Consider the following 26575-nt stretch of genomic DNA (forward strand, 5'->3'; position numbering starts at 1 on the left):
TTAATTGCTGTTTCAAGCTGATTGTCAGCTCACATAACAGTCAACTTTTTTATTATATCATGCTGACCAAAATTAGCAAGCTTTTTTCCCCTTTGACAAAAAATAAATAAAAACTATGACTTGACTTTTATCAATTCTGAGATCAATCTCATCTAAAAAAGGCAAATCAAGCAAGAATCGTAAGTTTGAGAAATATTTTTGCCGGCTAAATTTATATTTCAATGCAACATCAGAAAAAAGCCAATTTACAATAACAATCCTACCAAACTAAGCTTGTCTAACTCTCAAAAAAGCGGTAATTTCTGTTATTACTGGCAAAAGTTAAAATTTAAAAGAGCGGAGGCGATTTTATTAAAAAAATTATTCTCAATCCAACAAAGTTTGCTTCAAAAAAATACAGTATTTAGTTTTCAATTACACGCCACTCTAATTGAAAATAAAATACTGCATCTTATCCAAGACTATTAATAGTTATTAAATATCAAAGCTAACTTATTTATCGGGTCTTAATGTTGGAAATAACAAAACATCTCTAATTGATGGAGCATCTGTCATTAACATTACTAGACGATCAATTCCAATACCTAAACCTCCAGTTGGCGGCATACCGTATTCCAGCGCTTCGACATAATCTTCATCGATTCCTTCAGCTTCCTCATTACCAGCTTCACGCTCTTTGACTTGGGCTTCAAAACGCTGACGTTGATCAATCGGATCATTAAGTTCACTAAAGGCATTAGCAAATTCATTTCCCAAAATGAATAATTCAAAACGATCAGTGAAGCGTGGATCCTTAGCGTTTTTCTTAGCCAATGGCGAAACTTCAATTGGATGTCCATAAACAAAGGTTGGATCCTTAATTTTTGCTTCACAAAAAGTCTCAAAGAATTCATTAATAATATGACCGACTTTCCAATATGGTTCATAATGAACGTGATTTTCGTCAGCTAATTTGCGAGCTTCTCCCAGGGTCATTGGCTGCCAAAAGTCAATTCCAGTTGCTTCCTTGATTGCATCAACCATATGAATTCGTTTGAACGGCTTATTAAAATCGATTGGATTGCCCTGATACTCGATTTGACTATTATTAGAAACAACCTTAGCGGCGGCTTTAAAAATTCCCTCAGTTTCATCCATAACATCTGTAAAATCATAATAGGCTACATAAGACTCCAGCATAGTAAACTCTGGATTATGTTTGGTGTCAATGCCTTCATTCCGAAAGACACGACCAATTTCATAGACTCTTTCCATACCGCCCACGATCAAGCGTTTTAAATGAAGCTCCAAAGCGATTCGCAAATATAAATTAATATCCAAAGCATTGTGATGCGTAATAAACGGCCGAGCAGCTGCACCACCAGCTTGATTATGCAAAACTGGTGTCTCAACTTCAATAAAACGTTGCTCATCCAAATATTTGCGAATTGCTGAGATAATCTTAGTACGTTTTAAAAAGCGCTCAAAACTATCTCGATTTGAAATCAAGTCCAAATACCGCTGACGATAAATCTGTTCAACATTCTGTAAACCATGAAATTTGTCTGGCAAAGGACGTAACGCTTTTGAAAGAAAAGTCAAATCAGTAACCCTCAGCGTCAACTCACCAGTATCCGTTTTTATAACCGTCCCTGTCAAGCCTAAATGATCGCCTAAATCAGAACGTTTAAAAATATGATACTTTTCTTCACCGATTACATCTTTTCTGACATAAATTTGCATACGTCCATCGCGATCCTGAATATCAGCAAAACCAACTTTGCCCTTCCCACGTTTAGCAACCATTCTGCCTGCAATTGTGACTTTGGCTTCAAGTTCTTCTAATTTTTCCTTGCTCAAACCATCATATTTGTTATGTAACTCTTGCGACATTGAGTCCCTAACAAATCGATGTCCAAATGGGTCGATTCCTTCCTGCCGAAGTTCATCCATCTTCTCACGTCTTACTTTCAATTGATCATTGAGATTTTCTACTTTTGCCAACTTTAATCCTCCAGTTCTTTTACTGCAAATTAATCTTCCTAGCCTATTTTAGCACGCCGAGCTGCCCTTTTTGCGATAAATTCTTCAGCTTCTTGTTGAAAGCAGTCAAAAATTTCAATCATTTTTTCCTCAGTATCGGCAGCGTTTAAAGCTGCTTTAGCTTTTGCTGAACGCGGAATACCTTTTAAATAATAGGCTGCCTGAGTCCGAAACTCCCGGGGACCAATATAGCCACCCTTTAATGCTACCAAACGATGTAAATGCTCTTTAGCAACTTGAATCTTTTCAGCTGGAGTTGGCTCAGCCGCTACGGGTTTCCCAGCCAAATATTCAACCGTTTGTTTAACGATCCATGGATTACCTAAAGCTGCCCGACCAATCATCACCGCATCTGCGCCAACTTCTGTTAACATTTTTTGGGCTTCCTGTGGCGTCCGGACATCACCATTGCCCATAAACGGAATTTTAGTCAAGTGATCAGCAACTTCCTTCAAGACGGCCCAATCAGCATGGCCAGTATACCGCTGAGCGCGCGTTCTTCCATGCATTGCTAATGCTGCCGCCCCACCTTCTTCAGCAGCTAATGCATTTTCAACTGCATATAAATGATCACTATCCCAGCCCGTCCGCATTTTAACAGTTACTGGCACGTGACAAGCTGAAGCCACCGCATGAACCATCTCATAAACTTTATCTGGGTCTAACAGCCATCTTGCTCCAGCCTCTGCTTTGGTTACTTTAGGAACCGGACAACCCATATTAATATCAATGATATCAACATTGGTATGTTCTTCAATATACTCAGCTGCTGCTAACAAGGTTTCTTTGTTGCCGCCAAAAATTTGCACACTAACCGGATGCTCCCGTGAATCAAATTTGAGCATTTCTAAGGTTTTTTTATTTCTAAACTGAATTCCACGATCAGAGATCATCTCGCAAACGACTAAACCAGCGCCAAATTCTTTGCAGATCATGCGAAAGGCTACATTGGTAACTCCAGCCATCGGAGCTACAACTACTTGATTTGGGATCGTAATGTCACCGATCTTCCACTTCATTGCGACACCTCATTTATCTAATTATTCTTTTGCATCATATCATAAATCAATTTAAATTAAAAACTAACTTAACGTTTATTTTAATTTTAGCAGTTTTTCTAATTCTAACTCACTAAAAAAATATTTTTTCCCACAGAAACGACAGACTGTTTCTGCCTGGTGATCTTCATTAAGAATTGTCGCTAAATCTTTCTCCGGCAAACTAGCTAAAGCTTTAGCAAACTTTTCTTTAGTACAATTACAGCTATAATTAAGTGGCATTTTTGTTAAAATCTCAAATTGATCTTTTTTTACAATTTGAAGAATCAGGTTTTCTAAACTGCCGTCTTCTGCCAGTAAGTCACCGATCGCCGGCAAATTTTCAATCCGTTTTTCAACTTTCTCAACCATCTTTGGCTGTGCCCCCGGCAATACTTGAACTAAAAAACCCCCAGCTGACTTGATATCAAAATTTTGCTTTAATGTAACTGAAACGCCGACTGCTGCAGGCATTTGCTCCGACTTAGCTAAATAATAGGTTAAATCCTGACCAATTTCTCCTGATACCAACGGAACTTGTCCGGTAAATGGCGTTTTTAAGCCGAGATCCTTGATAACTGCTAAGTTTCCATTTTTACCAACTGCTTGTTGAAGCGAAATTGACTGCAAGTCGTTTTGTGGCCAGTCATACTCTGGGTGATGAAGATAGCCCTTTACTTGTCCTTGAGCATTACCATCAACAATAATTGGACTTAACGGCCCATTTCCCTGAATTTTTATAGTCAAAAGTCCGCTTGTTTTAAGTAAAGCTGCACTTAAAAGCGCAGTGCCAGTTAGCGTTCTGCCCAAAGCAACTGCTGCTAGAGGCTTAGTATTATGAATTTGCTGGGCTCGGGTTACTAATTGGGTAGTATTAGCAACGTAAATTCTAAATTGGCCATTAAAAGCCATTACTTTGGTTAAATAATCTTGCATACTTTCTCCTCGAATCAAAAAAACACAAAGCGGAACAAAACCTTAAGTCTTATTCCGCCTTATTTCATCTATTTAAAATCCTTGCTAATCTTTGGGATAATAAGTTGTGGTGTCATTGCCACCATCATCATTATCATGACTTTGATCAGCTTTTTGTTTAGCTGCTTCCTTGCGCTTCAACGCTTCCTTTGATTCCTCAAAAGTTGCCGCCTTTTCACTCGGAAATTCTTCTTGTTTTTCAGGCATCTTGCCCGTCTCAAACAAACTCAAAATCTGCTTTTCATCCAGCGTTTCATATTCCAACAAAGCTTCAGCAATTGTCCGATGTTGGTCACGATGTTCTTGAATGATCTTCTTAGCAGTTACCATGCCTTCATTCAAGAGCTGCTTAACTTCCTCATCAATTAAATTGGCCGTCTGAGCTGAATAATTTGGTTGACCCGGATAAGCGTCACCAGCAAACATTGCGCTTTGGCCTTCATATTGCACTGGCCCTAGCTTATCGCTCATCCCATATTCAGTTACCATCGCTCGTGCTAATTGAGTAGCTTGCTGGAAGTCATTTGAGGCACCGGAAGATTGCTCATGGAAAATTATTTCCTCAGCAGCACGACCACCCATTAAACCAGCAATTTGCTCAGTAATATCCTTTTTGGTCAAAAGCATCTGGTCTTCTTTGGGAAGCATAATAGCATATCCACCAGCACGACCTCGCGGAACAATCGTCACTTTATGAACCACGCGAGCATCATTCAAGACAAGACCAACAATTGTATGCCCTGCCTCATGAAAAGCAACTGTCTCGCGTTCATGCTTGCTGATGACCCGATCACGCTTAGCCGGCCCAGCAATTACTCGATCTTCCGCTTCATCAATATCAGAAGCATCAATCTGCTTTTTATCCCGCCGAGCAGCTAATAGCGCCGCTTCGTTCAGCAAATTCTCCAAATCAGCACCAACAAACCCAGGAGTCTGTTTAGCTATCATCTTTAAATCCACATCATTAGCTAACGGTTTATTGTGAGCATGAACTTTCAAAATAGCTTCACGTCCCTTAACATCTGGACGTCCAACCAAAATCTTGCGGTCAAAGCGACCTGGCCGTAATAAAGCCGGGTCCAAAACATCCGAACGGTTAGTAGCAGCCATCACGATGACACCCTCATCGCCTTCAAAGCCGTCCATTTCAACCAATAATTGGTTAAGCGTTTGTTCACGCTCATCATGGCCACCGCCCATGCCAGCGCCCCGCCGACGTCCAACAGCATCAATTTCATCAATGAAAATAATTGACGGGGCATTTTTCTTGGCATTTTCAAATAAGTCACGCACACGACTTGCGCCGACACCAACAAACATTTCAACAAAATCCGACCCGGAAATTGAGAAAAACGGAACTCCAGCTTCGCCCGCAACCGCTTTGGCTAATAAAGTTTTACCAGTACCTGGAGGGCCTTCAAGCAAAACACCGGAAGGAATCCGCGCGCCTAGTGAAAGGAATTTATTTGGATCGCGTAAAAATTCAACAACTTCAACTAATTCTTGCTTTTCTTCCTCAGCACCAGCTACATCTGAAAAGCGAACCTTATTCGACTTTTTATCAACTGGTTTTGCTTTAGACTTGCCAAAATTCATAACTCGGCCATTGCCGCCGCCCTGACCAGCTTGACCCATCATCATGTAGAAGAAGAAAATGAAGAAAACCACTGGCAACAGATAAATTAATAACTGTAGCCACAAGCTGCTTGACTCTTCCTCCTTGGCACTATTCTTAACGTCATTTTGCTGAGCATACTTTTGAATTTGCTTAACAGCAACATCATTGGTTAACACATTGGTAGTAAATGACTTCGTCTCATTGCTTGAAACACCAAAGCTACCTAAGCCACTGGAACTTGAAACTTTTTTAGGCTGACGATAGGTACCAGTTACCTTATAGGTACTGCCAGATGGTTGCATCGTGAAACTTTTGACATTGTTGTCTTTTAATTCAGTTATAAACTGACTTGATTGGATTTGCTGAGATTGAGAATTCCCTTTCCCTCCGAAAAAGTAATAAAGCATTCCCATGATCCCAAGGAAAATCACAATATAAAACAGACTGTTTTTAAAAAGTCCATTCTTCTTATTGTTCATTGGTTTCCTCCTTGACCTAACGTCCTTTAATCGTAAGAACGACCATTATTTAAATAATAGCACATTTGACTAATATTGACTATTGATTTTGCATGTAAATCTCTGGTTTTAAGATCCCAACATATGGCAGATTGCGATATAATCCTTGATAATCGAGCCCATATCCAACAACAAATTCATTGGGAACTTTAAATCCAACATAGTCTGGTGAAATCTTTTTTTCCCGACGTTCAGGTTTATCCAATAAAGTGCAGATCTTTACTGTTTTAGCATGTCGATGATTCAACAAATCAACTAAACATGCTAAGGTTCTCCCTGTATCAATTATATCTTCAACAATCAAAACATCCCTGTCAGTAGCTGATATATCTAGATCTTTTAAAATTTTGACTGCTCCAGAAGACTCAGTTGCATTACCATAGCTTGAAACATCCATAAAATCCATTTCCATATCCGTATCCATCTGGCGCACAAGATCGGACATGAACAGAATAGCGCCCTTCAAAACACAAATAACTAAGGGCTTCTTGCCATGATAATCTTTTGAAAGCTGAGCACCTAGCTGCTGACAAGTCTCAGCAATTTGTGTCTGACTGTAAAGCACTCTCTCAATATCCCGATTCATAAAGCATCCTCATTCCTAAAAATTATCACATATTCGCTGTTACTTATTCTTACTGTATCAGTTTGAAGTATATCGGATTTTTTATAACCAATCAACCACAGCGGCTGATCTGATTGGTCACAAACTATCCAAACCTGCTTCCGAGCTAGCGAATTGACTTTTTGATCAATTAAAATTTTTTTGACCTTTTGATGACCAATCTTAGTTGCTAGTTTATCACCAGGTCTGCGATGGCGAATTTTTAATGGAAACTTAATTCGACCAGAAAGATACAGCGCATCCGTGGCGCAATTCACATCAGGAACTGAATGATCTGTTCTAAAGAGGCCTACTAGATTATTATCCGGCAATTTGATCCAATTGCCAAGTTTAAGCTTTGTTTCATATTTCTGAGAAGACTCAAACTTTTTAGAAGTGTTTTTTAAAATTCCAAAAAAATTATAGTCTTTATAAAACTCATAACCATTACCTAAATCAAGTCGACCTTGAGGCTTATATTTATTTTCCAACAAATTTTTTGCTTCAGCCACTTGTTCTCGCTTGAATTTTTTTATGTTTGTCTCGAAAACTTTTTCCAATAGTTTTTGTTTCCATAATTCAGATTTAAGTTGCCAAAATTCAAGTGAAAATTGAGCCGGCGTGATTAAAAGATCATTAAAATTTTTTTGAACTTCATAATTCAATAACTCTTCATCTATATTTAGCTGCTGCATAAAATCAACAACATGATTTTTAAACTTCGAATTTTCCTGAGTTAATTCAGGAATTATAATTTGCCGCAGTCGATTACGCAAAGTATTAGTCTGATAGTTAGTTTGATCTTCGAAATATTTCAAATGTTTTTTTTGAGCATATTGCCGCAATTCATTCTTAGTAAACGGCAACAAGGGACGCAACAAAAACAATCCTTCAGAGAACTCTGTTCGTGGCTTAATTCCTTCTAATTGGGTCAAACGACCGCCACGAATCAATTTCATTAAAAAGGTTTCAATTTGATCATCTAAATGATGCGCGGTTAATAGCTCATCAATATTATTTTCTTGCATTACCTTCTTAAAAAAATTATAGCGAAATTTCCTTGCAGCTGCTTCAATTCCAGTTGTTGGATGAATTTCTGTCGGCCAGTCCAAGCTAAACAGTTTCAAACCATGCTTCACACAAAATTCTTTAAGGTATTGACTTTCTTCTTTGCTTTGCCTTCGCAAGTGATGATCTATGTAAGCAACATAAACTTGCGGACGTTTTGCTTTTGGTAAATGCAACAGCAAATCCAACATAGCAGTTGAGTCAACGCCCGTTGATACTGCTGCCAAAACTTTAGAGGAATGATTGATTGAACTGAAACTTATTAAGAATCTATCACTAAATTTCATGATTAATCACCTCAAAAAAAATTGCCTTCATTAAACTTAATTCTTAATGAAGGACAATTTTCAATTTTTAACTGCGGCGGCCGCCACGACCTCCACGTTTTCCTTCTGTATTTCGCTTCAGTGAAGTTAAACGTGCTTCACTTTCTTTTAAGAAACCGGCTAGTAAACTGTCAAAATCTTTTGGCTTGCTTTCAGATCTTGGGAAATTATGATTTCTCACAGCGCTGGAATTATGTGTTTTAACACCAACCGCACTATGATTGGCACGATGCTTTTCAAAATGACTATTTTGTGAATAGCTACCCTTTGAAGACTGAGGAGTTTTGTCGACAGCTTTACGAATCGACAGAGCAATCTTGCCATCCGATGCAATCGAAAGGACTTTAACTGTAACTTTATCACCAACACTTAAAACATCATGAATATCTTTGACATAACTGTCAGAAATTTCACTAATATGAACTAACCCATTCTTTTTTTCACCTAAATCCACAAAAGCGCCAAAATTAGTAATTCCAGAAACTTTACCAGTGACCTTAGCCCCTACTTCAATTGACATAAAAAAGCTGTTCCTCCTTAAATTGTATACACTTCAGTATAACACGACTAGCAAGGGATGCAACAAGCATTAAAAATTATAGAACAATTTTATTTTGCTATATTATTTTGACTTCCTGCTGGCAAATTGTAAATTGTTTCTCCACTCTTACTGTAGTAATATTTTTCCCTAATGAGTTTTTGTAAATAATCATCATTATTCAGCTGTTTAACCTGCTGTTTTAAATTCTTATGCTGAGTTGTTACCTGCTTTAACTTTTTCTGGGCAACATTTGACTGTTGAACAACATCAGCAGTTGAATGTTGCGTTTTAATAATCCGAAAAGCCAAGAACGAAAAAGCAGCCAAAAAAATCAAGCTAATGCCTAATAATCTTTTTCGATGAATTCGCTTAAGTTGTTTACGTCGTGCCCGAATTTGCGACTGGGAAGACTGTTGTTTAAAGTAAGGAGTTTGAAGCACTTTGATTTTTTTCTGACTTTCGTTCAAATCATCCACTCCTAAATTAATCATTTGCATTAATTATACCAAAATGCTTGGTGCACAGTCTAATTTCCAATCTAATTATTTTACGATTTTTCTTCGATAATCTGATACAGTTCATTGGCTTCATTTTTTTTAGCATTTTCATTTAAAGAGACTACCTTTACCGTTACCAACCGATTGCCAAATTTTAAAGTTAACTGGTCTCCTACAACCACACTGCTCGATGATTTAGCAATTTTTTGATTAATCAAAATTCTACCTTGATCAGCAATTTGTTTAGCGACTGTTCGGCGTTTGATCAAACGTGATACTTTCAAATATTTATCAAGACGCATTTTTCTTCTCCATTCTTTATTCAAGATTTTTTTTAATGATTTTTAAATCTAACAACTTATATTTGATACTTAATCCGACAAAAATTCCAACTCCACATAAAATCGATACTGTTAAGACATAAATATTATTAAATCGATTTGGAACAATGATCAATTCCATTAACCAACTGACAATTTTGACCACCACAATCATGGGAACAACAACCGCTAAGTATTTTCGCCAATTGCCATTTTTTAAATAGCTAAAACCAATATCTGTCACTAAATAACCGCCAATTAATCCAGCCGCTAGCAACGCTAAATCCGAAGCTGCTGCTCCACCTACAATTCCAAAATAAAAGACTAGCGGATAATTTAAAATCAGTTTAAGCAAAATCATTGCACTAATTATTAAAACTACCTGAAATTGCCGATTTTGGCTTTGTAATAGAACATTGTCTAGAATTACTAAAGTAGCCAAAGGAATCATCAAGCTGTTGACTGCTAAAGTTACAGAACCTAAAGAATCATTAAATAATAACCAGTTGATCTGTGGCATTAACACACTCATACCGGCTGCTGCCGCTAAAGCAAATAATAAGGCCACCTGAAATAGCTTGCGCACTTTTGATTGAAAGCCCCTCAAATTAATTGACTGTCGGCTTTTGACCAATTCTGGCAAAAAGCTAGTTGCCAGTGAATTGGTTACTACTAAACCTAATTGAACCAGTGGCTGCCCGCGATCGTAAATCCCCTTCAAATTTGCTGCTGCATCAAAGCTGACTCCACTCGCCTGCAAAGCGTTTCTGAAAGTAAACGAATCAATTAATTGAAGCAAAATTAGTAAAGCAGCATTTAAACAAAACAGTAATCCTTCTGTAAAAAGCGGCTTAGCTAAATCAACCAAACGGCTCCATTTCAATTTAACCTGTAAATGTGAAAAATCCTTGATAAAGGTCTTCAAGAAAAATGGCATTGCCGCTAGCCCACCAAAGGTTCCGCCCAACATTGCCCAACTGCCAGCTTGATAGAGTGAGCTACTTGTTTTTTTTGCCCAGTAGGCTGCCAAAATAATTACGATCACACGCACTGTTTGCTCGACCAACTGTGAATAAGAAGTCTTCTTCATATCAAACAAGCCTTGATAAAAACCACGACCAGAAGCTAAAAAAGGCATCAATAAATACATCCAACCAACATTTTGAATCAAGCAGATTAATTGTGGATCGCCCATTAGCTTAGCTAAAAAGCCAGCACTTCCCTCAATTAATAAAAATAAACTGATCCCCAAAATTACTAAAACGTAGCAGTAATCTCGACCAATCAAATATTTTTTTTTGATTGACGGCTGCTCGGCAACCTTTTTGGAAATAAATACCGGAAAACCGCTCAAAGCAAAAGTCATCCCCAAGCCATAAAGCGGATAAACTTGCTGATAGATATAAAAACCAGTATTGCCAACCAAATTTTGAAAAGGTATACGATAAACCGCACTTAAAATCTTAATGATCAACGAAGATAGCGTCAAAAGAACGGTTCCTCGTAAAATCAAATTATTTGGCTGATGCTGCCCCATGGACTCTCTCCTTTGCTGTCTTAATTTCTTGCTTCAAGACCGTAAACAACTTGCTCATCTGAGTTAGGGTATCTTCAATTGTCGTTTGTGGCTGCTGATAAAAGACAACCCTTAATTGATCTGCATCACCCTTGATCGTAGCTTTCAGTTTAGTTTGTGCCAAAGCCTTAAGCAACTGACGGGCATTCAGAAGTTTGGCAAATTGGGTTTCAAAAACAATTGAAAAACGCATTTTATTTTGTGTTATTGTTTTGACCAAGCTTTGATCAGCCAACATTTTCAATCGGCCAACTGCCAACAAATTGGCAACAGCTGGCGGGTACTCGCCAAAACGATCGATTAATTCTGCTTGAACTTCATCAAATTGTGTTTGATTCTCTATACTCCGAATTCGCTTATAAATTTCAATCTTTTGTTGCGGATCACTGATGTAAGTTTTAGGCAAATAAGCTTCCAAATTAAGCTCAATTTCTGCATCACTGCTGATGCTTGGCCGCTTACCCTGCTTTTTGGCAACTGCTGTCTGCAGCATTTGAACATAAAGATCATAACCAACCGAATTGATAAAACCATGCTGCTGTTTGCCCAATAAATTCCCGGCACCACGAATTGCTAAATCACGCATTGCAATTTTAAAACCTGAACCTAGTTCGGTAAAATCTTTGATCGCCTCTAGTCTTTTTTCGCTAACCTCAGTTAAAACCTTATTGGGTCGATACATAAAATATGCATAGGCTACTCGATTACTTCGACCAACGCGGCCACGAAGCTGATAGAGCTGCGCTAACCCCATTCGATCAGCATCTTCAACTATTAAAGTATTAACATTGGGCATATCAATCCCAGTTTCGATAATCGTGGTAGTAACTAGAACATCATACTCACCATTAAGAAAATCAAATAGAATTCGTTCTAACTGATTTTCACTCATTTGTCCATGAATATAACCAATTCGTGCATCTGGAATTAGTGCTTTTAATTCACTGACCGTTTTTTCAATATCAGCAACTCGATTATGCAAGTAAAAAGCCTGTCCTCCACGACTGATTTCACGATGAATTACATCGGCTACCAAACCAAAATCCTGTTCCGTCACGTAAGTTTGAATTGGGAAGCGATTCAAAGGAGCGGTTTCAATTACTGATAAATCACGAACTTTTAGCATTGACATATTTAAGGTTCGCGGAATTGGAGTTGCGGTAAGCGTCAAAACATCAATATTCGACCGCAAATGTTTGATTTTTTCTTTATGTTTAACGCCAAAGCGCTGCTCTTCATCAATAATTAGCAAGCCGAGATCTCTAAACTTAACATCATTTGATAACAAGCGATGTGTCCCGACCACAATATCTAGCTGACCAGATTGCAAACTATTAATGGTCTCCTTAATTTGCTTAGGCGTTCGAAAGCGTGATAGGATTCCAACTTTAACTGGAAATTCATTAAAACGATTTAGCATCGTTTCATAATGTTGTTGTGCCAAAACCGTCGTTGGCACTAAAAATGCTACTTGTTTGCCACTCTCAATTGCCTTAAAAGCTGCTCGCAAAGCAACCTCGGTTTTTCCATAGCCAACATCACCGATCAAAAGTCGATCCATTGGACGAACCTGCTGCATATCATGCTTGATCTCAGCAGTGCTTCGTAATTGATCTGGAGTCTCCGTATACGGAAAGGCAGCTTCAAATTGCCGTTGCAAATCATCATCCGGCAAAAATGCAAAGCCTTTATTCAACTGTCGTTGTGCGTATAATTCAATCAGATCATCAGCAATATCTTCAACTTTAGTCGCCACTTTGCGTTTGGTTTTAGCCCATTCGCCATTGCCAAGCTTATTAACATGCGGTGTCCTTCCCTCAGCCGAAACATATTTTTGAACCCGGTCAATTTGATTAATTGGAACAAATAATTTTCCCTGATCTTGATACTCAATCGTTAAATAATCTTGATGCTTACCAGCAACCACCATGGTTTTAATACCTAAGAAGCGTCCAATCCCATGATTGACGTGAACAACAAAGTCACCCTTTCTTAGGTCCGTATAGCTCTTTAAGCGTTCGGTATTTTCCATCGTCAGGCGCCGGAATGGTTTTGTTTTGATTTTCCGAAAAAGTTCATTTTCAGTAACAACTGTCAATTTAACTTCTGGCAATTCAAAGCCCTGTGTAAAATTTAATGGCATCAACTGTAATTGCCCGCTAATAATTTGATTGCTTTGGTTGATGACAACTTTGATTCCAAAATCAGTTAGCGTTTGATAAAATTTCTGCAACCTTTTGGAAGAAGCAATCGCAAAAATAACGGTTTGTTTTTGTTTTTGCCAGCGGGTCACTTCTGATTTCAATAGCTGTATTTGCCCAAAAAAACGTTCAACAATTCTAACTTGCAGGTCAGCAGTGGCAGCAAATTTTAGACGACCCATTCCCTTACGAAAAAGTGACAGAAAAAGCTTGTTTTGCGGTGATTGTTTTAAAACCAGTTGCAAGTCTGGTAAGTTCGAAGTTGCTTTAAACATTTTCCCTTGAGCCAGTTGATTAACTTCCCAAGCAGACTGTTCTTGCAATCTTAACCGATCATTTTCTTTAACTCTGGCATAGTCGCTGCAGATTAAAATTGCATTATTGGGAAAATAGCTTGTCAATAAAACTGTCGTGTTTAGTAATTTTCGCCGATATCCCGCTGCTGCTTTAGGAAATTGATAATTTTTTAAAGCCAGTTGCAAATCATTAAAAGTTGACTGTAACTGTTGTACGAGCTTTTTTTCAGTAATTCTTTTAACCGCCGACTGGTAAAGCAAATTCAGTTGCGATAATGCAGCCCTTTGTAACGTCTCATTCAACGGATACTCTGTCGCTGGATAAAATTTGATGCTTTCAATATTTTCAATACTGCGTTGATCAGTTACTGAAAACTTTCGCAGTGAATCAATTTGGGTATCAAATAAATCGATCCTAACCGGATTTTGATCGTTTAAAGGAAAAACATCAATAATCGAACCACGAATTGCAAAATCACCCGGCTTAGCAACTAATTGCTCACGAACATAGCCTAGCTCCACGAGTTTACTCGTCAAATCTAGGCCAGTAAGATCATCACCAATCTTCAATTGCAAAATATTTTCTTGCCACATCTCTGGTGGCAAAAGCGGCATCGTCGCCCCACTGATTGTTGTTACAGTAATCGTATCCTGTCGAATTCCAGCCAGTGTTTTAATCCTTTCTGCTTGATACTCCGGCGAGGCCACTGCTGCTTGTGCAGCCAGCGTTTCTTCAACCGGAAAAAAGTTGACCTTTTCTTCTCCTAAAAGAGCTGTTAATTGCTCAACCAACCCTTGTGCATGATTTAAGTTATCCTCAATCACCAGCAACGGAATTTTTAACTGTCGTAAAATGTTAGCCAATAAAAAAGCTTTGATTGTTGGCTGAATGCCTGTTAATAAAAAATTACTTTTTTGACTTTGCTTAATAACCGTTAAAAAGTTATTTAACCCTGGCAACTTTAAAAAGATATCCTCAATTTTCATTTTTGAAATTTTATTTCTCCTTATGATTGAAACGATTCATAGCTTGATTAAAATCATCAGTTTCCAGCCAAAATCTTATTGCTGCGATTGCTTGATCGATTCCTTGAGTAATTAAGTCGTGCTGCTGGGCATCAAAACGTGACAAAACCCAATCAACAACTGTTTGCTTGTTTGGATGATCAATTCCAATCCGAATCCGCTTAAAGTTTTGTCCATTAACAGCTGCGATAATACTTTTAATTCCATTATGTCCCCCTGCTGAACCTTTTTGACGCAAACGCAATTGCCCAGTTGGCAGATCCAAATCATCGTGGACAACAAGGAGATCATTTGGTTCTAAATCATAGTAATTTAACAGCGCCCGGACACTTCGACCAGATTCATTCATATAAGTCGTTGGTTTAGCTAAGAGGATCGTCTGTTGGTAACAGTGATCTTTAGCTATCATTGCTTCTTGTCGCGGTCCTGTAAAGGTCAAACCAGCCTGCTGAGCTAAATGATCAAGCACCATAAAACCAGTATTATGCCGCGTACCCTCATATTCTTTTCCAATGTTTCCTAATCCAACAACAAGTTTCATAACTAACGCACCATTCCTATTTGTTTATATTTACTATTAATTCTATCATCTTCAAAGTTAAATATTACTATAACCTAGTAATAAATTCTAATCTTAAAACATTTCCATTTACCTTTTCAAATTTCAAAAGTACTATGTTTCATAAACTTTCATTTTTTGTGAATCATAATTCAATTGCTAATCTTTTAACAGCTTTATTTTTTAAAAAAATCATAATAATCTAGCTACATTTGTAACAAATTTTCTGTAACTGAATTTTTAAATTATGTTACAATATAGGCGGCATTTTATTTTTAGAAAATTAGGAGGTAATTATTTTGAAAATTGTTGCTTATGGTATCCGTGCCGATGAAAAACCTTACTTAAATGAATGGAGTAAAGCCAATCCTGAAGTTACAGTAACTTCAACCGGCAAATTACTTGATGAAACTACTGTTGACTTAGCTAAAGAAGCTGATGGAGTAGTTGTTTATCAGCAAAAGCCTTATACAGCCAATGTTCTAAATAAATTGGCTAGCTATGGCGTTAAAAATATTTCTTTGCGAAATGTCGGCGTTGATAATATCGATGCTACTGCAGTTAAGCAAAATGGTTTTAAAATTACTAATGTGCCGGCTTATTCTCCACAGGCTATTGCTGAATTTACAGTAACTGAATTAATGCGGTTACTACGCAATACAAAGACATTTGATCGTAAAATTGCTAACGGCGATTTGCGTTGGGCTCCCGATGTTGCAGAAGAATTGAATCAAATGACTGTTGGTGTTTTTGCTACCGGTCGCATTGGTCGTGCTGCTATTCAAATCTACCGTGGTTTTGGCGCTAAAATTATTGCCTATGATGTTTTCCATAATCCAGAATTGGAAAAGGAGGGCATCTATGTTGATACACCAGAAGAATTATATGCTAAATCAGATGTACTTTCAATTCATGCTCCAGCAACTAAAGAAAATGAGCATATGTTAAATGACGAAGCCTTCAGCAAAATGAAAGATGGCGTTTATATCTTGAATCCGGCTCGAGGAACTTTAGTCGACACTGATGCTTTAATTCGTGCACTTGATGCTGGCAAAGTCAAAGGTGCTGCGCTTGATGTTTATGAAGATGAAGTTGGCGTTTTCAATACTGATTTCGGCAGTTTTGATAAGATTCCAGATGAACGATTAAAGAATTTGTTGAAGCGTGATAATGTTCTTGTTACCCCACACATTGCCTTCTATACTAAAAAAGCGGTTCATAATATGGTTTGGTTTGCAATGGACGCAAACAAATCATTAATTGAAACTGGAAACTCTGACAAATTAGTGAAATTTTAAGCAATTGTTAAGTGAAGAAACTAGCTAACTGGGGAAAAACATTAAAATTTAGTTTTAGAAAAAGCAGTTGAAAATTATTTCAACTGCTTTTTTTTGCAAAAAAAGCCGTTAATTTGCATGAAAACAATTTGGAAAATGAATTACTTATCTTTTTTAAACGTGATATAATTGAAGTGTTAAAAAATTCACTATGAAAGGATGAAGTTCTGTGTCAAAAACACAAAATCATCAAAAAGTTGTTTTAGTCGGTGACGGTGCCGTTGGTTCTACTTATGCTTATGCAATGGCTCTTCAAGGAGTTGCCGAAGAATTCGTGATCGTTGATATCGTCAAAGATCGTACCCAAGGAGATGCGCTTGATCTAGAAGATGCAACCCCACTTTCATTCCCCAAAAAAATCTATTCCGGTGAATACTCTGATTGCAAGGATGCCGACTTAGTAGTTATTACTGCTGGTGCACCGCAAAAACCCGGTGAAACTCGACTTGATTTGGTTAACAAAAACTTGAGGATCCTATCAAGTATTGTTAAACCCGTTGTCGACTCTGGCTTTGATGGGGTATTTTTAGTAGCTGCCAACCCAGTTGATATTTTAACTTATGCTACGTGGAAGTTCTCTGGTTTTCCAAAGAATCGTGTCCTCGGTTCAGGTACTTCTCTTGACACATCTCGATTGAAGGTTGCTTTAAGCAAAGCTTTGGATGTTAACGATCCACGTTCAATCCACGCTTACATTATGGGTGAGCATGGTGATTCTGAATTTGCTGCCTTTTCAACTGCAACTGTTGGTAACGTACCAGTTACTGTTTTAGCAAAAGAAAAAGGTCTTACAAAAGAAGATTTAGCAAAGCTTGAAGATGATGTTCGTAATAAAGCTTATGAAATCATTAATAAAAAAGGTGCTACCTTCTATGGTGTAGCTACTGCACTTGCTCGTCTGTCAAAAGCCATCTTGCGTGATGAAAATGCTGTTTTGCCGGTTTCGGCATTCATGGATGGCCAGTATGGCTTACAGGACGTTTATATTGGGACACCAGCAATCGTTAATGGTAACGGAATTGCTAAAGTTCTAGAGGTACCGTTAAATACCGAAGAAAACCAAAAAATGGCAGCTTCAGCTAAAACCTTAAAACAAGTTTTGACAGATGGATTAAATAATTTAAAGAAAAACTAATCTACTTGATTGACAGTCTAAAAAAATCCGGAGAATGAAGATCATTTCCCGGGTTTTTTATTTTCCAAATTTTTTGCTGTTATTTTAATTGCTTTTTCAAATTAGAATTTTTTCTAATATTACCTAAATTTACTCTTTCTTTATCTTAAATCTATGCTAAGATGTATTAGGGAATTTTAATTTGGAGGATGTTCATGCTATTTAAATCTTTGATCAAACCTAAAAAAGTTCTAACAACTGTTAGAGAAGACATTACTTTAGCGGAAGCCTTACAAGTCCTTGAAAGCTCAGGCTTCCGTTGCGTTCCGATCTTAGATCGAACCGGTCAGATTTTTCGAGGAAATATTTATAAAATGCATATTTACCGCCATAAATCACGTGGTGGCGATATGCAGTTACCAGTCACTTACTTACTTAAAAATGCTACTAAATTTATTACCTTAGATTCAGCATTTTTTAATATTTTTTTCACTATTAAGGATTTGCCTTATATTACAGTCCTAGATGAACATAACTTTTTCTATGGAATTTTGACCCATTCAAGTTTGTTAAATATGCTTTCGCAATCTTGGAATGTTAACGTTGGCAGTTATGTTTTAACAGTTGTTTCAACTGGCGAACGTGGTGATTTAGTCAGCATGGCTAAGATTATTACCAAATATACCTCAATTGCTAGCTGTATTACCTTAGATGTTCAAGCAACAAATCTGGTTCACCGAACATTATTTACTCTCCCAGCTGGAATCACCAATGAGAAGCTTAAAAAAATTGTCGCCAATTTGGAACGCAAAGAATTTAAAGTAACTGAAATCGAAAACTTACAAGACTAAAAAACAAGCTGGTCGAAAAAGATCAGCTTGTTTTTTATGATTATATTAAAATTAATTCTTATGTATTTCAGTCAAGCCCAAACTAACATCAATAGCTTGATTGATTTGAAGCATTTCTTCATCTGTTAAATGGGCAATCTTATCTTGCAATCGCTGCTTATCAATTGTGCGAATCTGCTCCAATAAAACCACCGAATCCTTTTCAATTCCAACTTTTGCTGCTCTTAAACCAACATGTGTCGGCATCTTCGGCTTCTGAATCTGAGCAGTAATCGCAGCAATAATCACGGTTGGACTATAACGATTACCAATATTATTTTGAATAATTAGAACAGGTCTTTTCCCACCCTGTTCTGATCCAACGACTGGTGATAAATCAGCAAAAAAAATATCACCGCGTTTTACTTCCTTACCTGCCATACGAGCCTCCCTTTAATTATTTTTTGGTTAATTTGACCTCACATTCGCAACTCACAAATTCACTGCAAATTTTTTTATTTAGTGGTCCCATTTCTTCGTAGCCTCGAATCAAATCATCCAGAATTTTTTGATGCTTAATAACATATTCCAGTAGTGAAGGATCTTTTTCTAATTGATATTGATCGATTGCATAATAAGCACAATAAGCATTTAGACGATCTTTTTCATTCTTGAAGATATCTTTACCAAATTTATTTTGATAAACCACTAGTCATTCCACCCTCGATAATTTGAAAAATCAAAATTAATTTAAATACACCCGTGCTACTCTATCTGAAAAACCACAAAGAATTTCGTAATGGATCGTCTTAGCATATTCAGCAACTTCCTGAATGGTAATCTCATTTTGCTGATCCTTGCCAATCATTGTCACTTTTGTCCCAACAGGCAATTGTCGTGGCAATCGGACCATGAATTGATCCATACAGATTCGCCCAATAATCTCACACTTTTGCCCCGCAATTAGGACTTGCGCACCTTGTAACCTTCTTGGCCAACCATCAGCGTACCCTAGTGGAACTGTCCCAATCCATTCATTCTCAGTTGCTGTATATGTTTTGCCATAACCAACAGACTCGCCGGCCTTTAGTTGCCTAACTGAGACCAGCTCACTAATTAAACTAAGTGCCGGAAAGAACTTTTGTGGAAGTTGTAACTCTTTGCCAGAAGGGTTCAAACCGTACATTGATATTCCTAAACGAACTAAATTTCCACCGCATTCTCGATGCCACAATGAAGCTGCTGAATTTGCAACATGAACATACCGCGGCAACGGATCGACAACGGATACCAAACGTTTAAAATTAGCTAATTGAACTTGATAATAGTCATCGCTCTTAGCATCGGCAGTTGCAAAATGAGAGAAAATACCAGCGAAATCAAATTTATCCGGATTATTCCTTAAAAAAGCAACTGCTGCCTGTAAATCAGCTTGCTTCTTAAAACCAATTCGACTCATTCCGGTATCTAAAGCTAAATGAACACTCAACCGCTGACCAATTTGTAAGTATTTTGCGGCCTGCCTTAGAAATTCTAAGCTATCAACTGCTACTGCTAATTGATTGGCTGCCATGACCGGTACAGTTACTGGTGAATTGATCCCTAAAATCAGAATTGGTTCATTAATACCAGCTTGTCGCAACTGCAGCCCCTCATCAATGACAGCTACGCAAAAACCGGTGACCCCTGCTTGACGAGCCGCATAAGCAACTTGAATTGCTCCGTGACCATATGCATTGGCTTTAACTACAGCAAATATTTGCTGGTTAGGTCCCAATAAATTTTTTTCAATTTTAATATTCTTTTTAATCGCTGTCAAATCGATCACTGCTTTTGTTGGGCGATGCCATGCTACAACCATAAAAAATCCTTCTCTCAAACTTGCTTTTCTAAAATCACTTCAGTCATTACCAAAGAATCCGTGTGGGAAATCGACAAAAAGGCCTGAAATTGATCTGCTTGCGGATACTTGGCAATAATGGGCCGCCCACTATGCAAATCAGTTAAAATCTCAATATTTGAAAAAGAAACAAACTTGCCAATTCCAGTGCCGTAAGCCTTAGAAAAAGACTCTTTAGCTGAAAAGCGACCTGCTAAAAACTCTAGCTGTCGCCGACCAGAATAATTTGCTAAGACTGATCTTTCGTTAGGTGTTAAGACCCGTTCAATAAATCTCGGATGTTTTTCCCAAGCGCGCTCGATTCGGCTGATCTCGGTTAAATCAATTCCAATACCAAAAATCATTTTTTTCACCTAACTTAATTATAGTTGAATCTCATTGTAATTTTACCACAAATTCAACTTAGTAAAAAATAAAAAAATGACTATCCAACTTTTCAGTACGAATAGTCACCCTGACTGCATTTAAACCAACCACAGCCTTAATATTTATTCAATTATTCAGCCCTTATTTCTTATTTTGTATCCATGCTGGTTAGAAGTTGCACGTCTTGAAAATTTCTCTCGGCGTTTATCTTTTTTGGACTCAAAATTGCGATGATTGCTATTATATGATCTTTTTTTAGAGCTAAAACGCTTTTTATGAAAACCGTTTTTCTTTCTTCTTGGTAATGGACGCTCTGGCGTAATCTTGACTGGTACTTCAGTTGCAGAGTCATGAGTTAGTTCATCTAATAAAACAGCTACTAAATCAATTGCATCGTACTTGCCTATAAGTTTTTCCGCTTGATCAGCAAATTTGTCAGTATCAACTTTGTCGACTAACCCGGCTACTTCCTTCATAGCTGACGACATTTGGCCAATGAAAGCTTCCTGCTCAGTTGGTGGTTTGAGCGGCATCATCCGTTTTTTAGTCAATTTTTCAATTACTCTTAAATAATCCATTTCATTTGGAGTGACAAAAGTTACTGAAACACCATGATGTCCAGCTCTTCCTGTCCGACCAATCCGATGAACATAGCTCTCAGGGTCTTGAGGAATATCATAATTATAAACATGCGTAACTCCAGAGATATCTAATCCTCGAGCTGCCACATCCGTTGCAACTAAAATATCCAGTTTACCAGCCTTGAATTGCTTCAAAATACTTAAGCGACGTTGCTGAGACAAATCACCGTGAATTCCCTTAGCATTGTAGCCGCGAGCTTCTAAGCCTTTAGAAAGCTCGTCAACTCGACGCTTTGTCCGCCCAAAGACAATTGTTAAATCAGGGGACTGGACATCTAGGATTCGCGTCATTGTATCAAATTTTTCCATTTCCCGTGCACGCACAAAAAATTGATCAACTAAATCCGTTGTTAGTTCCTTTGCTTTAATTTTTACAATCTGAGGATCAGTCATAAATTTCTCACCAATCTTCAAGATAGCTGGTGGCATGGTTGCCGAAAAGAGCAACGTTTGTCGTTGTAAAGGTACTTCCTTGATGATGCTTTCAATATCTTCGACAAAACCCATATCCAGCATCTCATCAGCTTCATCCAAAATAACTGTTTTAACATGTTCAAGTTTGACCGTCCGGCGCCGAATATGATCCAACAATCTTCCTGGAGTCCCAGCCAGGATCTGCGGTGCTCGTTTTAATGCCCTAATTTGGCGACTGATATCTGCTCCTCCATAGACTACCTGAACCTTAGCTCTTTTATCTTTACCCAAACGATAAAGTTCTTCTTGCGTTTGAATTGCTAATTCACGAGTTGGAGAAATGATCAACGCCTGAATTTCATTCAATTTAACGTCAATGTGTTCCAAGACTGGCAGGCCAAACGCCGCTGTTTTCCCGGTTCCAGTCTGAGCCTGACCAATAACATCGTCACCTTTCAAAACTAAAGGAATAGTTGCTGCTTGAATTGGTGTTGCCTCCTCAAAGCCACTACGCTTAATTGCCTTTAATAAATCTTCTGAAAGGCCGAGTTCTGTAAATTTCAAAAAAATATCCTCCTATAATTAAATCTTAATTTATTTTAGTGCTGCTAAAACATTTTCAAGGTGAATTCCATGACTTCCTTTAAGCATGACCAAATCTTGGGCCTTAAGTGAATCCTTTAAATCCGCAATCAGTTGTGCCTGATGATTTAAATCGTAAAGATGAAGTTGGTCATTAGAAAATTTATTAACTAATTTGGCTGCTAAAGCTTTAACTTGTGTCCCACATAAGAAAACTTCAGCAATTTTTTGTGGATCGATTGCCTGGGCTAAGCTTGCATGCAACTGCGGTGAAGCTGATCCCAGCTCTAGCATGTCACCTAAAACGACCACTCGCTTACCGGCAGTCGGGACTTGAGAAAAAGCCCTTAAAACCAACTTAGCTGCCGTTGGATTAGAATTATAAACATCACTTAAGATCATTTCTCCTTGGCTGCCAGCGATCCACTGCGTTCGATTTGCTGTCACTGAAAAATTACTCAACGCTGCTGCCATTTTTTTTACCGGAATTTGAAAATAATCACCAACTGCCAATGCAGCCAGAGCATTCTTAACATTATATGAGCCAATCATTGGAACGGTAAAATTAAGTTCTGGCCACTTAGTAACTCGAAAACCAGTTTGCTTTTCGTTGCTAACGACATTAATTGCGCGATAATCATTGTCTTGTGCACCACCAAACGTCCGTGTTTCCTGCAAAAGTCTGCTAGTCCGCTCTCGCAGCAAAGGTTCATCACCGTTATAAACCAGAACGCCATCTTCTTTTAAGCCGTGAGTAATTTCCATCTTAGCATCGGCAATTTTATCCCGAGTACCAAAAAATTCGATATGAGCTTCACCGATCATCGTGATAACCGCTATGTCTGGTGAAACCAAACGACTCAAATGATCAAGCTCACCAAAATGATCCATACCCATTTCAACAACTAAAACCTCTGTATTTGGTTCAATGTTCAAAATAGTCATTGGCACACCAATCTGATTGTTGAAATTTTCTTGAGTTTTTTTTACATTGAAGCTGGTAGCTAAAATAGCAGCAATCATGTCTTTGGTTGTAGTTTTACCATTACTGCCAGTTACCGCAATTACGCGCGGATTAATTTTATTCAAATAATATTTAGCCAATTTCTGCAATGCAGCTAGTGTATTATTAACTTCTAACATTGGAAATGAAAAAGTCGTTTTTTGATGATCAGCCTGCCAAAGGGTTGCGACGGCACCATTTGCAATTGCCTGTTCAACAAAATGATGACCATCTTTTTCCCCAATCAAAGGAATAAATAATGCTCCCGGTCGCAAAGTACGAGTATCAAAAGACACACTCGTCACCGTAACATTTTCCCAATCTTCTTTGATAGTAATTTTAAGTGCTTTCGCAATTTCTGCTAGTTGCATCTTCATCAGTAAAACTTCCTTTCAACTTCCAAGCTGATTTAAATCTTTCATCTCAAAATGATTATTAAGTAGTACCTCTGCTATTGTATCACAATCATAATCTTGACGGAAAACGCACGAATCCTCCTCAGTTAAAACTAGCTGCTGAGGAGGACCAACCAATTAAAAGTTAAGATTATCTTCAAAAGCTTCTGGCGATAGAACGATTAACTGCCATTTTCGTGAAGTTAAATTATATTTTAAGTTCCCAACTAATGATGATTTTTCGATCAGCATCGTCGGTTCATGCCACTTTAGTTGGTAAACCGACTCTGGTGCTGTTAAAAGCGAAACTGTTAATTCCTGACCATGAATTTGGATGTTGCCAAAGTCAAAAACTGCTCCACCAATTAACAACGTCAACAATTGCCGCACGAGGGTTTCTGGAAAGTCAGCAATACGCTTTCTTAAAAAAAAGGTTCGTTTTTCTCGGTAAGCGACTGTTAAATGCCGGGTTAAGCTTTTCGATAAAACACGATAAAAACTTGGCAAATAGCGATAGTAAATCTTATTTGCTCCATTTGGCAACGTTAAATAAACAAAATCATTCTGTAATTTATAATAAAACGGTGACTTCAGGTGAGTAAAAGCATGACCCAAATATAACATCTCAGCCACTTCCTGCGGCGTTAAAGATTCTAAATCAAAGGAATGATCAAAATCAATCCACTGTAAATCATTTTGTGCCTGACTTAGCAAAAAACTTTGTACTTGATTTTGACCAATATACATATTAAAGCCAGAATAGATATCAATTTCTTGCGATGGATCAACTACCCCAAGTGACAAGACATTTTCTGGTTTTTTTTTGATTCCAGCTAAAAAATCAATTATCGAAATCCCATAAGTTAAAGTTAAATGGGAAACTTTTTCAATATGCACATAGACAATATTGTTGCGCATCTGTTTTCCTCGATTTCACTTAAAATTCTACATTTTTTCTAAGCGAGCAATTCGATCTTCAATTGGCGGATGAGTATCGAATAAATGTGCCCATGAATTCGACTTAAAAGGGCTGGCAATATACAATGATGCACTGCTTGGATCAACTTTTTTCATTGGCTCACTAACTGAAATTTTCTTTAATGCATTGATTAACCCTTGGGGATTACGTGTCAGCTCAACCCCGGAAGCGTCAGCTAGATATTCACGATTACGTGACAAAGCCATCTGCGCCAAAGTTGCAGCTAACGGCCCTAAAATCAAAACAACTACTGATAAAATTAGTGCAAGCACATTTGCTCCACTATTGTCATTATCGCGACGCCGGCCACCACCCCACCAGAAGGAATTCATCCCAATATTAACTAGGGCTGAAACAACCGAAACCAAAGCCAATGCAATGGTTTGTAACCGAATATCATAATTTCTGATATGGGATACTTCATGTGCAATTACTCCTTCAAGCTCTTCGCGGTTCAAACGATTTAACAAGCCCCGCGTAACAGCCACCGCGGCATGCTGCGGATCTCTACCAGTTGCAAAGGCATTGGGACTTGGATCTTCGATAATAAAAACTCGTGGCAGCGGAACTTTAGCAACTAAGGTCATATCCTCAATAATATGCCACAATTCTGGATATTGTTGTTCCTCCTTAATTTCAACTGCATTGTTCATGCGCATAACCACTTCTGTTGATTGGGCAAACATCGACAGTGAATAAAAAGTTCCTAAAATCAACGCTAAAATTAAACCTGCACTTGTACTGTTCCAAAAAACATAACCTAAAGAAGCACCAATCAAAGCCACTAACAGCAAAAAAACAATCATTACTAATAAAGTTTTTCGTTTATTACTCGCAATTTGCTGAAACAGCATACTTAACTTTCTCCTTTGTAATTAACCTTAAAAAGAAACCTTAGGTGCATTTTTTTCCTCAGTTGGGACTTCAAGATAAGCAACCTTTGCCAGCCCATGAATCTTAGCAACCAAATTCGATGGGAAAGTTAGTAATTTCTGGTTATAAGCTGCTGCACTTGAGTTAAACAACTGACGGGAATATGCAATTTTGTTTTCAGTATTTGAAAGTTCCTCCATCAATTTAGTAAATTCCTGATTAGCTTTTAAATCAGGATAATTTTCAGCTAGCGCAAAAATCGATTTTAATGATTCACTTAATTGATTTGAAAGTTCCATCTTTTTTTGTGGCTGATCAGCCGGAACCCCCATCAATTGGTTCCTTAAACTAACAACTTGTGCAAATGTTTCCCGTTCATGTTTGGCGTAGCCTTTAGTTGTTTCAACTAAATTGGGAATTAAATCATTTCGCCGCTTCAGTTGAACATCAATTTGACTCCATGATTCATCAGTATAAACTTTAGCCCGCTGCAAACCATTATAAAGTGCAATATAGCCCAACACTAAAACAATTATAATAATTAAAACAATGATCCAAGTCATTTGAGTTCCTCCATTACTTAATTACACCATAAAATGTAACTATCCTTGCCTTATCATACCAGACTGATTTGTTGGTTGAAAGTATTCCTACCTTAAAAAAAAATAAAATTAATAATAATCTAAAAAATTAAAGAAGCCAAAATAAAAGCCGGAACAAAACAAACGTTTCACTCCGGCCCGCGGTATCGATCTTATTATCGATATATGTCATTCACTCCACAATGAATGACATAAGCACACCAAAAATTCCGTTGGCAATCGTGTCCCGCTTCGAATTGAACCATTAATTGCCGCAGCAAAATAATGTTAATCCATTACCTGGTTCTTCTCGACTCATCGCATATATTTCATTATAATCCGATAATTAAGAATTACAAGTAATTTCAATATAACG

The 26575-nt window shown here is 37.7% G+C and carries 24 protein-coding genes; 3 read left to right on the plus strand and 21 right to left on the minus strand.

The genetic code is table 11. The features are described 5' to 3' along the window. Positions 1-492: 492 nt before the first annotated feature. The 12 genes from lysS to pth form a co-directional block, all read right to left on the minus strand. Complete coding sequence (gene lysS, locus ON15_RS04940; protein WP_412768434.1) at positions 493-1932, minus strand: lysine--tRNA ligase; 1440 nt, start codon at positions 1930-1932, stop codon at positions 493-495. A gap of 89 nt (positions 1933-2021) precedes the next feature. Continuing rightward, positions 2022-3041: a tRNA dihydrouridine synthase DusB gene (dusB, locus tag ON15_RS04945; RefSeq protein ID WP_010580374.1), complete on the minus strand. Its 1020-nt coding sequence runs from the start codon at positions 3039-3041 to the stop codon at positions 2022-2024. A 75-nt stretch (positions 3042-3116) separates the two neighbouring features. After that, positions 3117-3995, minus strand: a complete 879-nt coding sequence (gene hslO / locus ON15_RS04950) for an Hsp33 family molecular chaperone HslO (protein WP_010580375.1) — start codon at positions 3993-3995, stop codon at positions 3117-3119. Positions 3996-4079: 84 nt separating this feature from the next. Next, positions 4080-6131, minus strand: a complete 2052-nt coding sequence (gene ftsH, locus ON15_RS04955; protein WP_010580376.1) for an ATP-dependent zinc metalloprotease FtsH — start codon at positions 6129-6131, stop codon at positions 4080-4082. 79 nt (positions 6132-6210) lie between these two features. Then, a complete protein-coding gene (gene hpt / locus ON15_RS04960; protein WP_010580377.1) occupies positions 6211-6756 on the minus strand; it encodes a hypoxanthine phosphoribosyltransferase in 546 nt (181 codons plus the stop codon). Next, complete coding sequence (gene tilS, locus ON15_RS04965) at positions 6753-8129, minus strand: tRNA lysidine(34) synthetase TilS (protein ID WP_010580378.1); 1377 nt, start codon at positions 8127-8129, stop codon at positions 6753-6755. Before tilS ends, hpt begins: the two co-directional genes overlap by 4 nt. 67 nt (positions 8130-8196) lie before the next feature. Then, entirely contained in the window at positions 8197-8688 is a 492-nt protein-coding gene (locus tag ON15_RS04970) for a S1 domain-containing RNA-binding protein (protein ID WP_010580379.1), read from the minus strand. An 89-nt stretch (positions 8689-8777) separates the two neighbouring features. Continuing rightward, positions 8778-9176, minus strand: coding sequence for an FtsB family cell division protein (locus tag ON15_RS04975; RefSeq protein ID WP_040524828.1), 399 nt, complete (start codon positions 9174-9176; stop codon positions 8778-8780). 80 nt (positions 9177-9256) lie between these two features. Further along, entirely contained in the window at positions 9257-9508 is a 252-nt protein-coding gene (locus tag ON15_RS04980) for an RNA-binding S4 domain-containing protein (RefSeq protein WP_010580381.1), read from the minus strand. Between the two features lie 16 nt (positions 9509-9524). Then, entirely contained in the window at positions 9525-11063 is a 1539-nt protein-coding gene (locus tag ON15_RS04985; protein WP_010580382.1) for a polysaccharide biosynthesis protein, read from the minus strand. Next, the gene (mfd, locus tag ON15_RS04990) at positions 11041-14586 is read right to left on the minus strand and encodes a transcription-repair coupling factor (RefSeq protein WP_010580383.1); all 3546 of its coding nucleotides are present in this window, start codon (positions 14584-14586) and stop codon (positions 11041-11043) included. The genes ON15_RS04985 and mfd overlap by 23 nt, the downstream gene beginning before the upstream one ends. A gap of 10 nt (positions 14587-14596) precedes the next feature. Then, on the minus strand, positions 14597-15166 hold the full coding sequence (gene pth / locus ON15_RS04995; RefSeq protein WP_010580384.1) for an aminoacyl-tRNA hydrolase: 570 nt from the start codon (positions 15164-15166) through the stop codon (positions 14597-14599). 317 nt (positions 15167-15483) lie between these two features. Here pth and ON15_RS05000 point away from each other — a divergent pair, with 317 nt between their 5' ends. The 3 genes from ON15_RS05000 (at position 15484) to cbpA (ending at position 18486) form a co-directional block, all read left to right on the plus strand. After that, on the plus strand, positions 15484-16482 hold the full coding sequence (locus ON15_RS05000) for a D-2-hydroxyacid dehydrogenase (RefSeq protein WP_010580385.1): 999 nt from the start codon (positions 15484-15486) through the stop codon (positions 16480-16482). Positions 16483-16690: 208 nt separating this feature from the next. Then, positions 16691-17656 (plus strand): L-lactate dehydrogenase, encoded by a 966-nt coding sequence (locus tag ON15_RS05005; protein WP_010580386.1) that lies wholly within the window; start codon positions 16691-16693, stop codon positions 17654-17656. 194 nt (positions 17657-17850) lie between these two features. Further along, the gene (cbpA, locus tag ON15_RS05010; protein WP_010580387.1) at positions 17851-18486 is read left to right on the plus strand and encodes a cyclic di-AMP binding protein CbpA; all 636 of its coding nucleotides are present in this window, start codon (positions 17851-17853) and stop codon (positions 18484-18486) included. Positions 18487-18537: 51 nt separating this feature from the next. On the opposite strand, the gene ON15_RS05015 is transcribed toward cbpA, so the two are convergent. The 9 genes from ON15_RS05015 to ON15_RS05055 all read right to left on the minus strand — a co-directional run bounded on the left by ON15_RS05015 (position 18538) and on the right by ON15_RS05055 (position 26181). Further along, entirely contained in the window at positions 18538-18906 is a 369-nt protein-coding gene (locus ON15_RS05015; protein WP_010580388.1) for a type II toxin-antitoxin system PemK/MazF family toxin, read from the minus strand. Between the two features lie 16 nt (positions 18907-18922). Then, positions 18923-19174 carry a hypothetical protein gene (locus ON15_RS05020; protein ID WP_010580389.1) on the minus strand — a complete coding sequence of 84 codons (252 nt, stop codon included), beginning with the start codon at positions 19172-19174 and terminating at the stop codon, positions 18923-18925. A gap of 36 nt (positions 19175-19210) precedes the next feature. Then, positions 19211-20326: an alanine racemase gene (alr, locus tag ON15_RS05025; RefSeq protein WP_010580390.1), complete on the minus strand. Its 1116-nt coding sequence runs from the start codon at positions 20324-20326 to the stop codon at positions 19211-19213. Positions 20327-20340: 14 nt separating this feature from the next. Further along, positions 20341-20709, minus strand: coding sequence for a holo-ACP synthase (acpS, locus tag ON15_RS05030; protein ID WP_010580391.1), 369 nt, complete (start codon positions 20707-20709; stop codon positions 20341-20343). A gap of 156 nt (positions 20710-20865) precedes the next feature. Further along, positions 20866-22350 carry a DEAD/DEAH box helicase gene (locus ON15_RS05035; protein WP_010580392.1) on the minus strand — a complete coding sequence of 495 codons (1485 nt, stop codon included), beginning with the start codon at positions 22348-22350 and terminating at the stop codon, positions 20866-20868. Between the two features lie 30 nt (positions 22351-22380). Next, on the minus strand, positions 22381-23748 hold the full coding sequence (locus ON15_RS05040) for a UDP-N-acetylmuramoyl-tripeptide--D-alanyl-D-alanine ligase (RefSeq protein WP_010580393.1): 1368 nt from the start codon (positions 23746-23748) through the stop codon (positions 22381-22383). Positions 23749-23904: 156 nt separating this feature from the next. After that, positions 23905-24684 carry a hypothetical protein gene (locus ON15_RS05045; protein WP_010580394.1) on the minus strand — a complete coding sequence of 260 codons (780 nt, stop codon included), beginning with the start codon at positions 24682-24684 and terminating at the stop codon, positions 23905-23907. Between the two features lie 27 nt (positions 24685-24711). Then, a complete protein-coding gene (gene htpX / locus ON15_RS05050) occupies positions 24712-25599 on the minus strand; it encodes a zinc metalloprotease HtpX (protein WP_010580395.1) in 888 nt (295 codons plus the stop codon). Positions 25600-25626: 27 nt separating this feature from the next. After that, the gene (locus tag ON15_RS05055) at positions 25627-26181 is read right to left on the minus strand and encodes a LemA family protein (protein WP_010580396.1); all 555 of its coding nucleotides are present in this window, start codon (positions 26179-26181) and stop codon (positions 25627-25629) included. Between the last annotated feature and the right edge of the window lie 394 nt (positions 26182-26575).

The organism is Liquorilactobacillus vini DSM 20605 (genome assembly GCF_000255495.1).
GTDB classification, from domain to species: domain Bacteria; phylum Bacillota; class Bacilli; order Lactobacillales; family Lactobacillaceae; genus Liquorilactobacillus; species Liquorilactobacillus vini.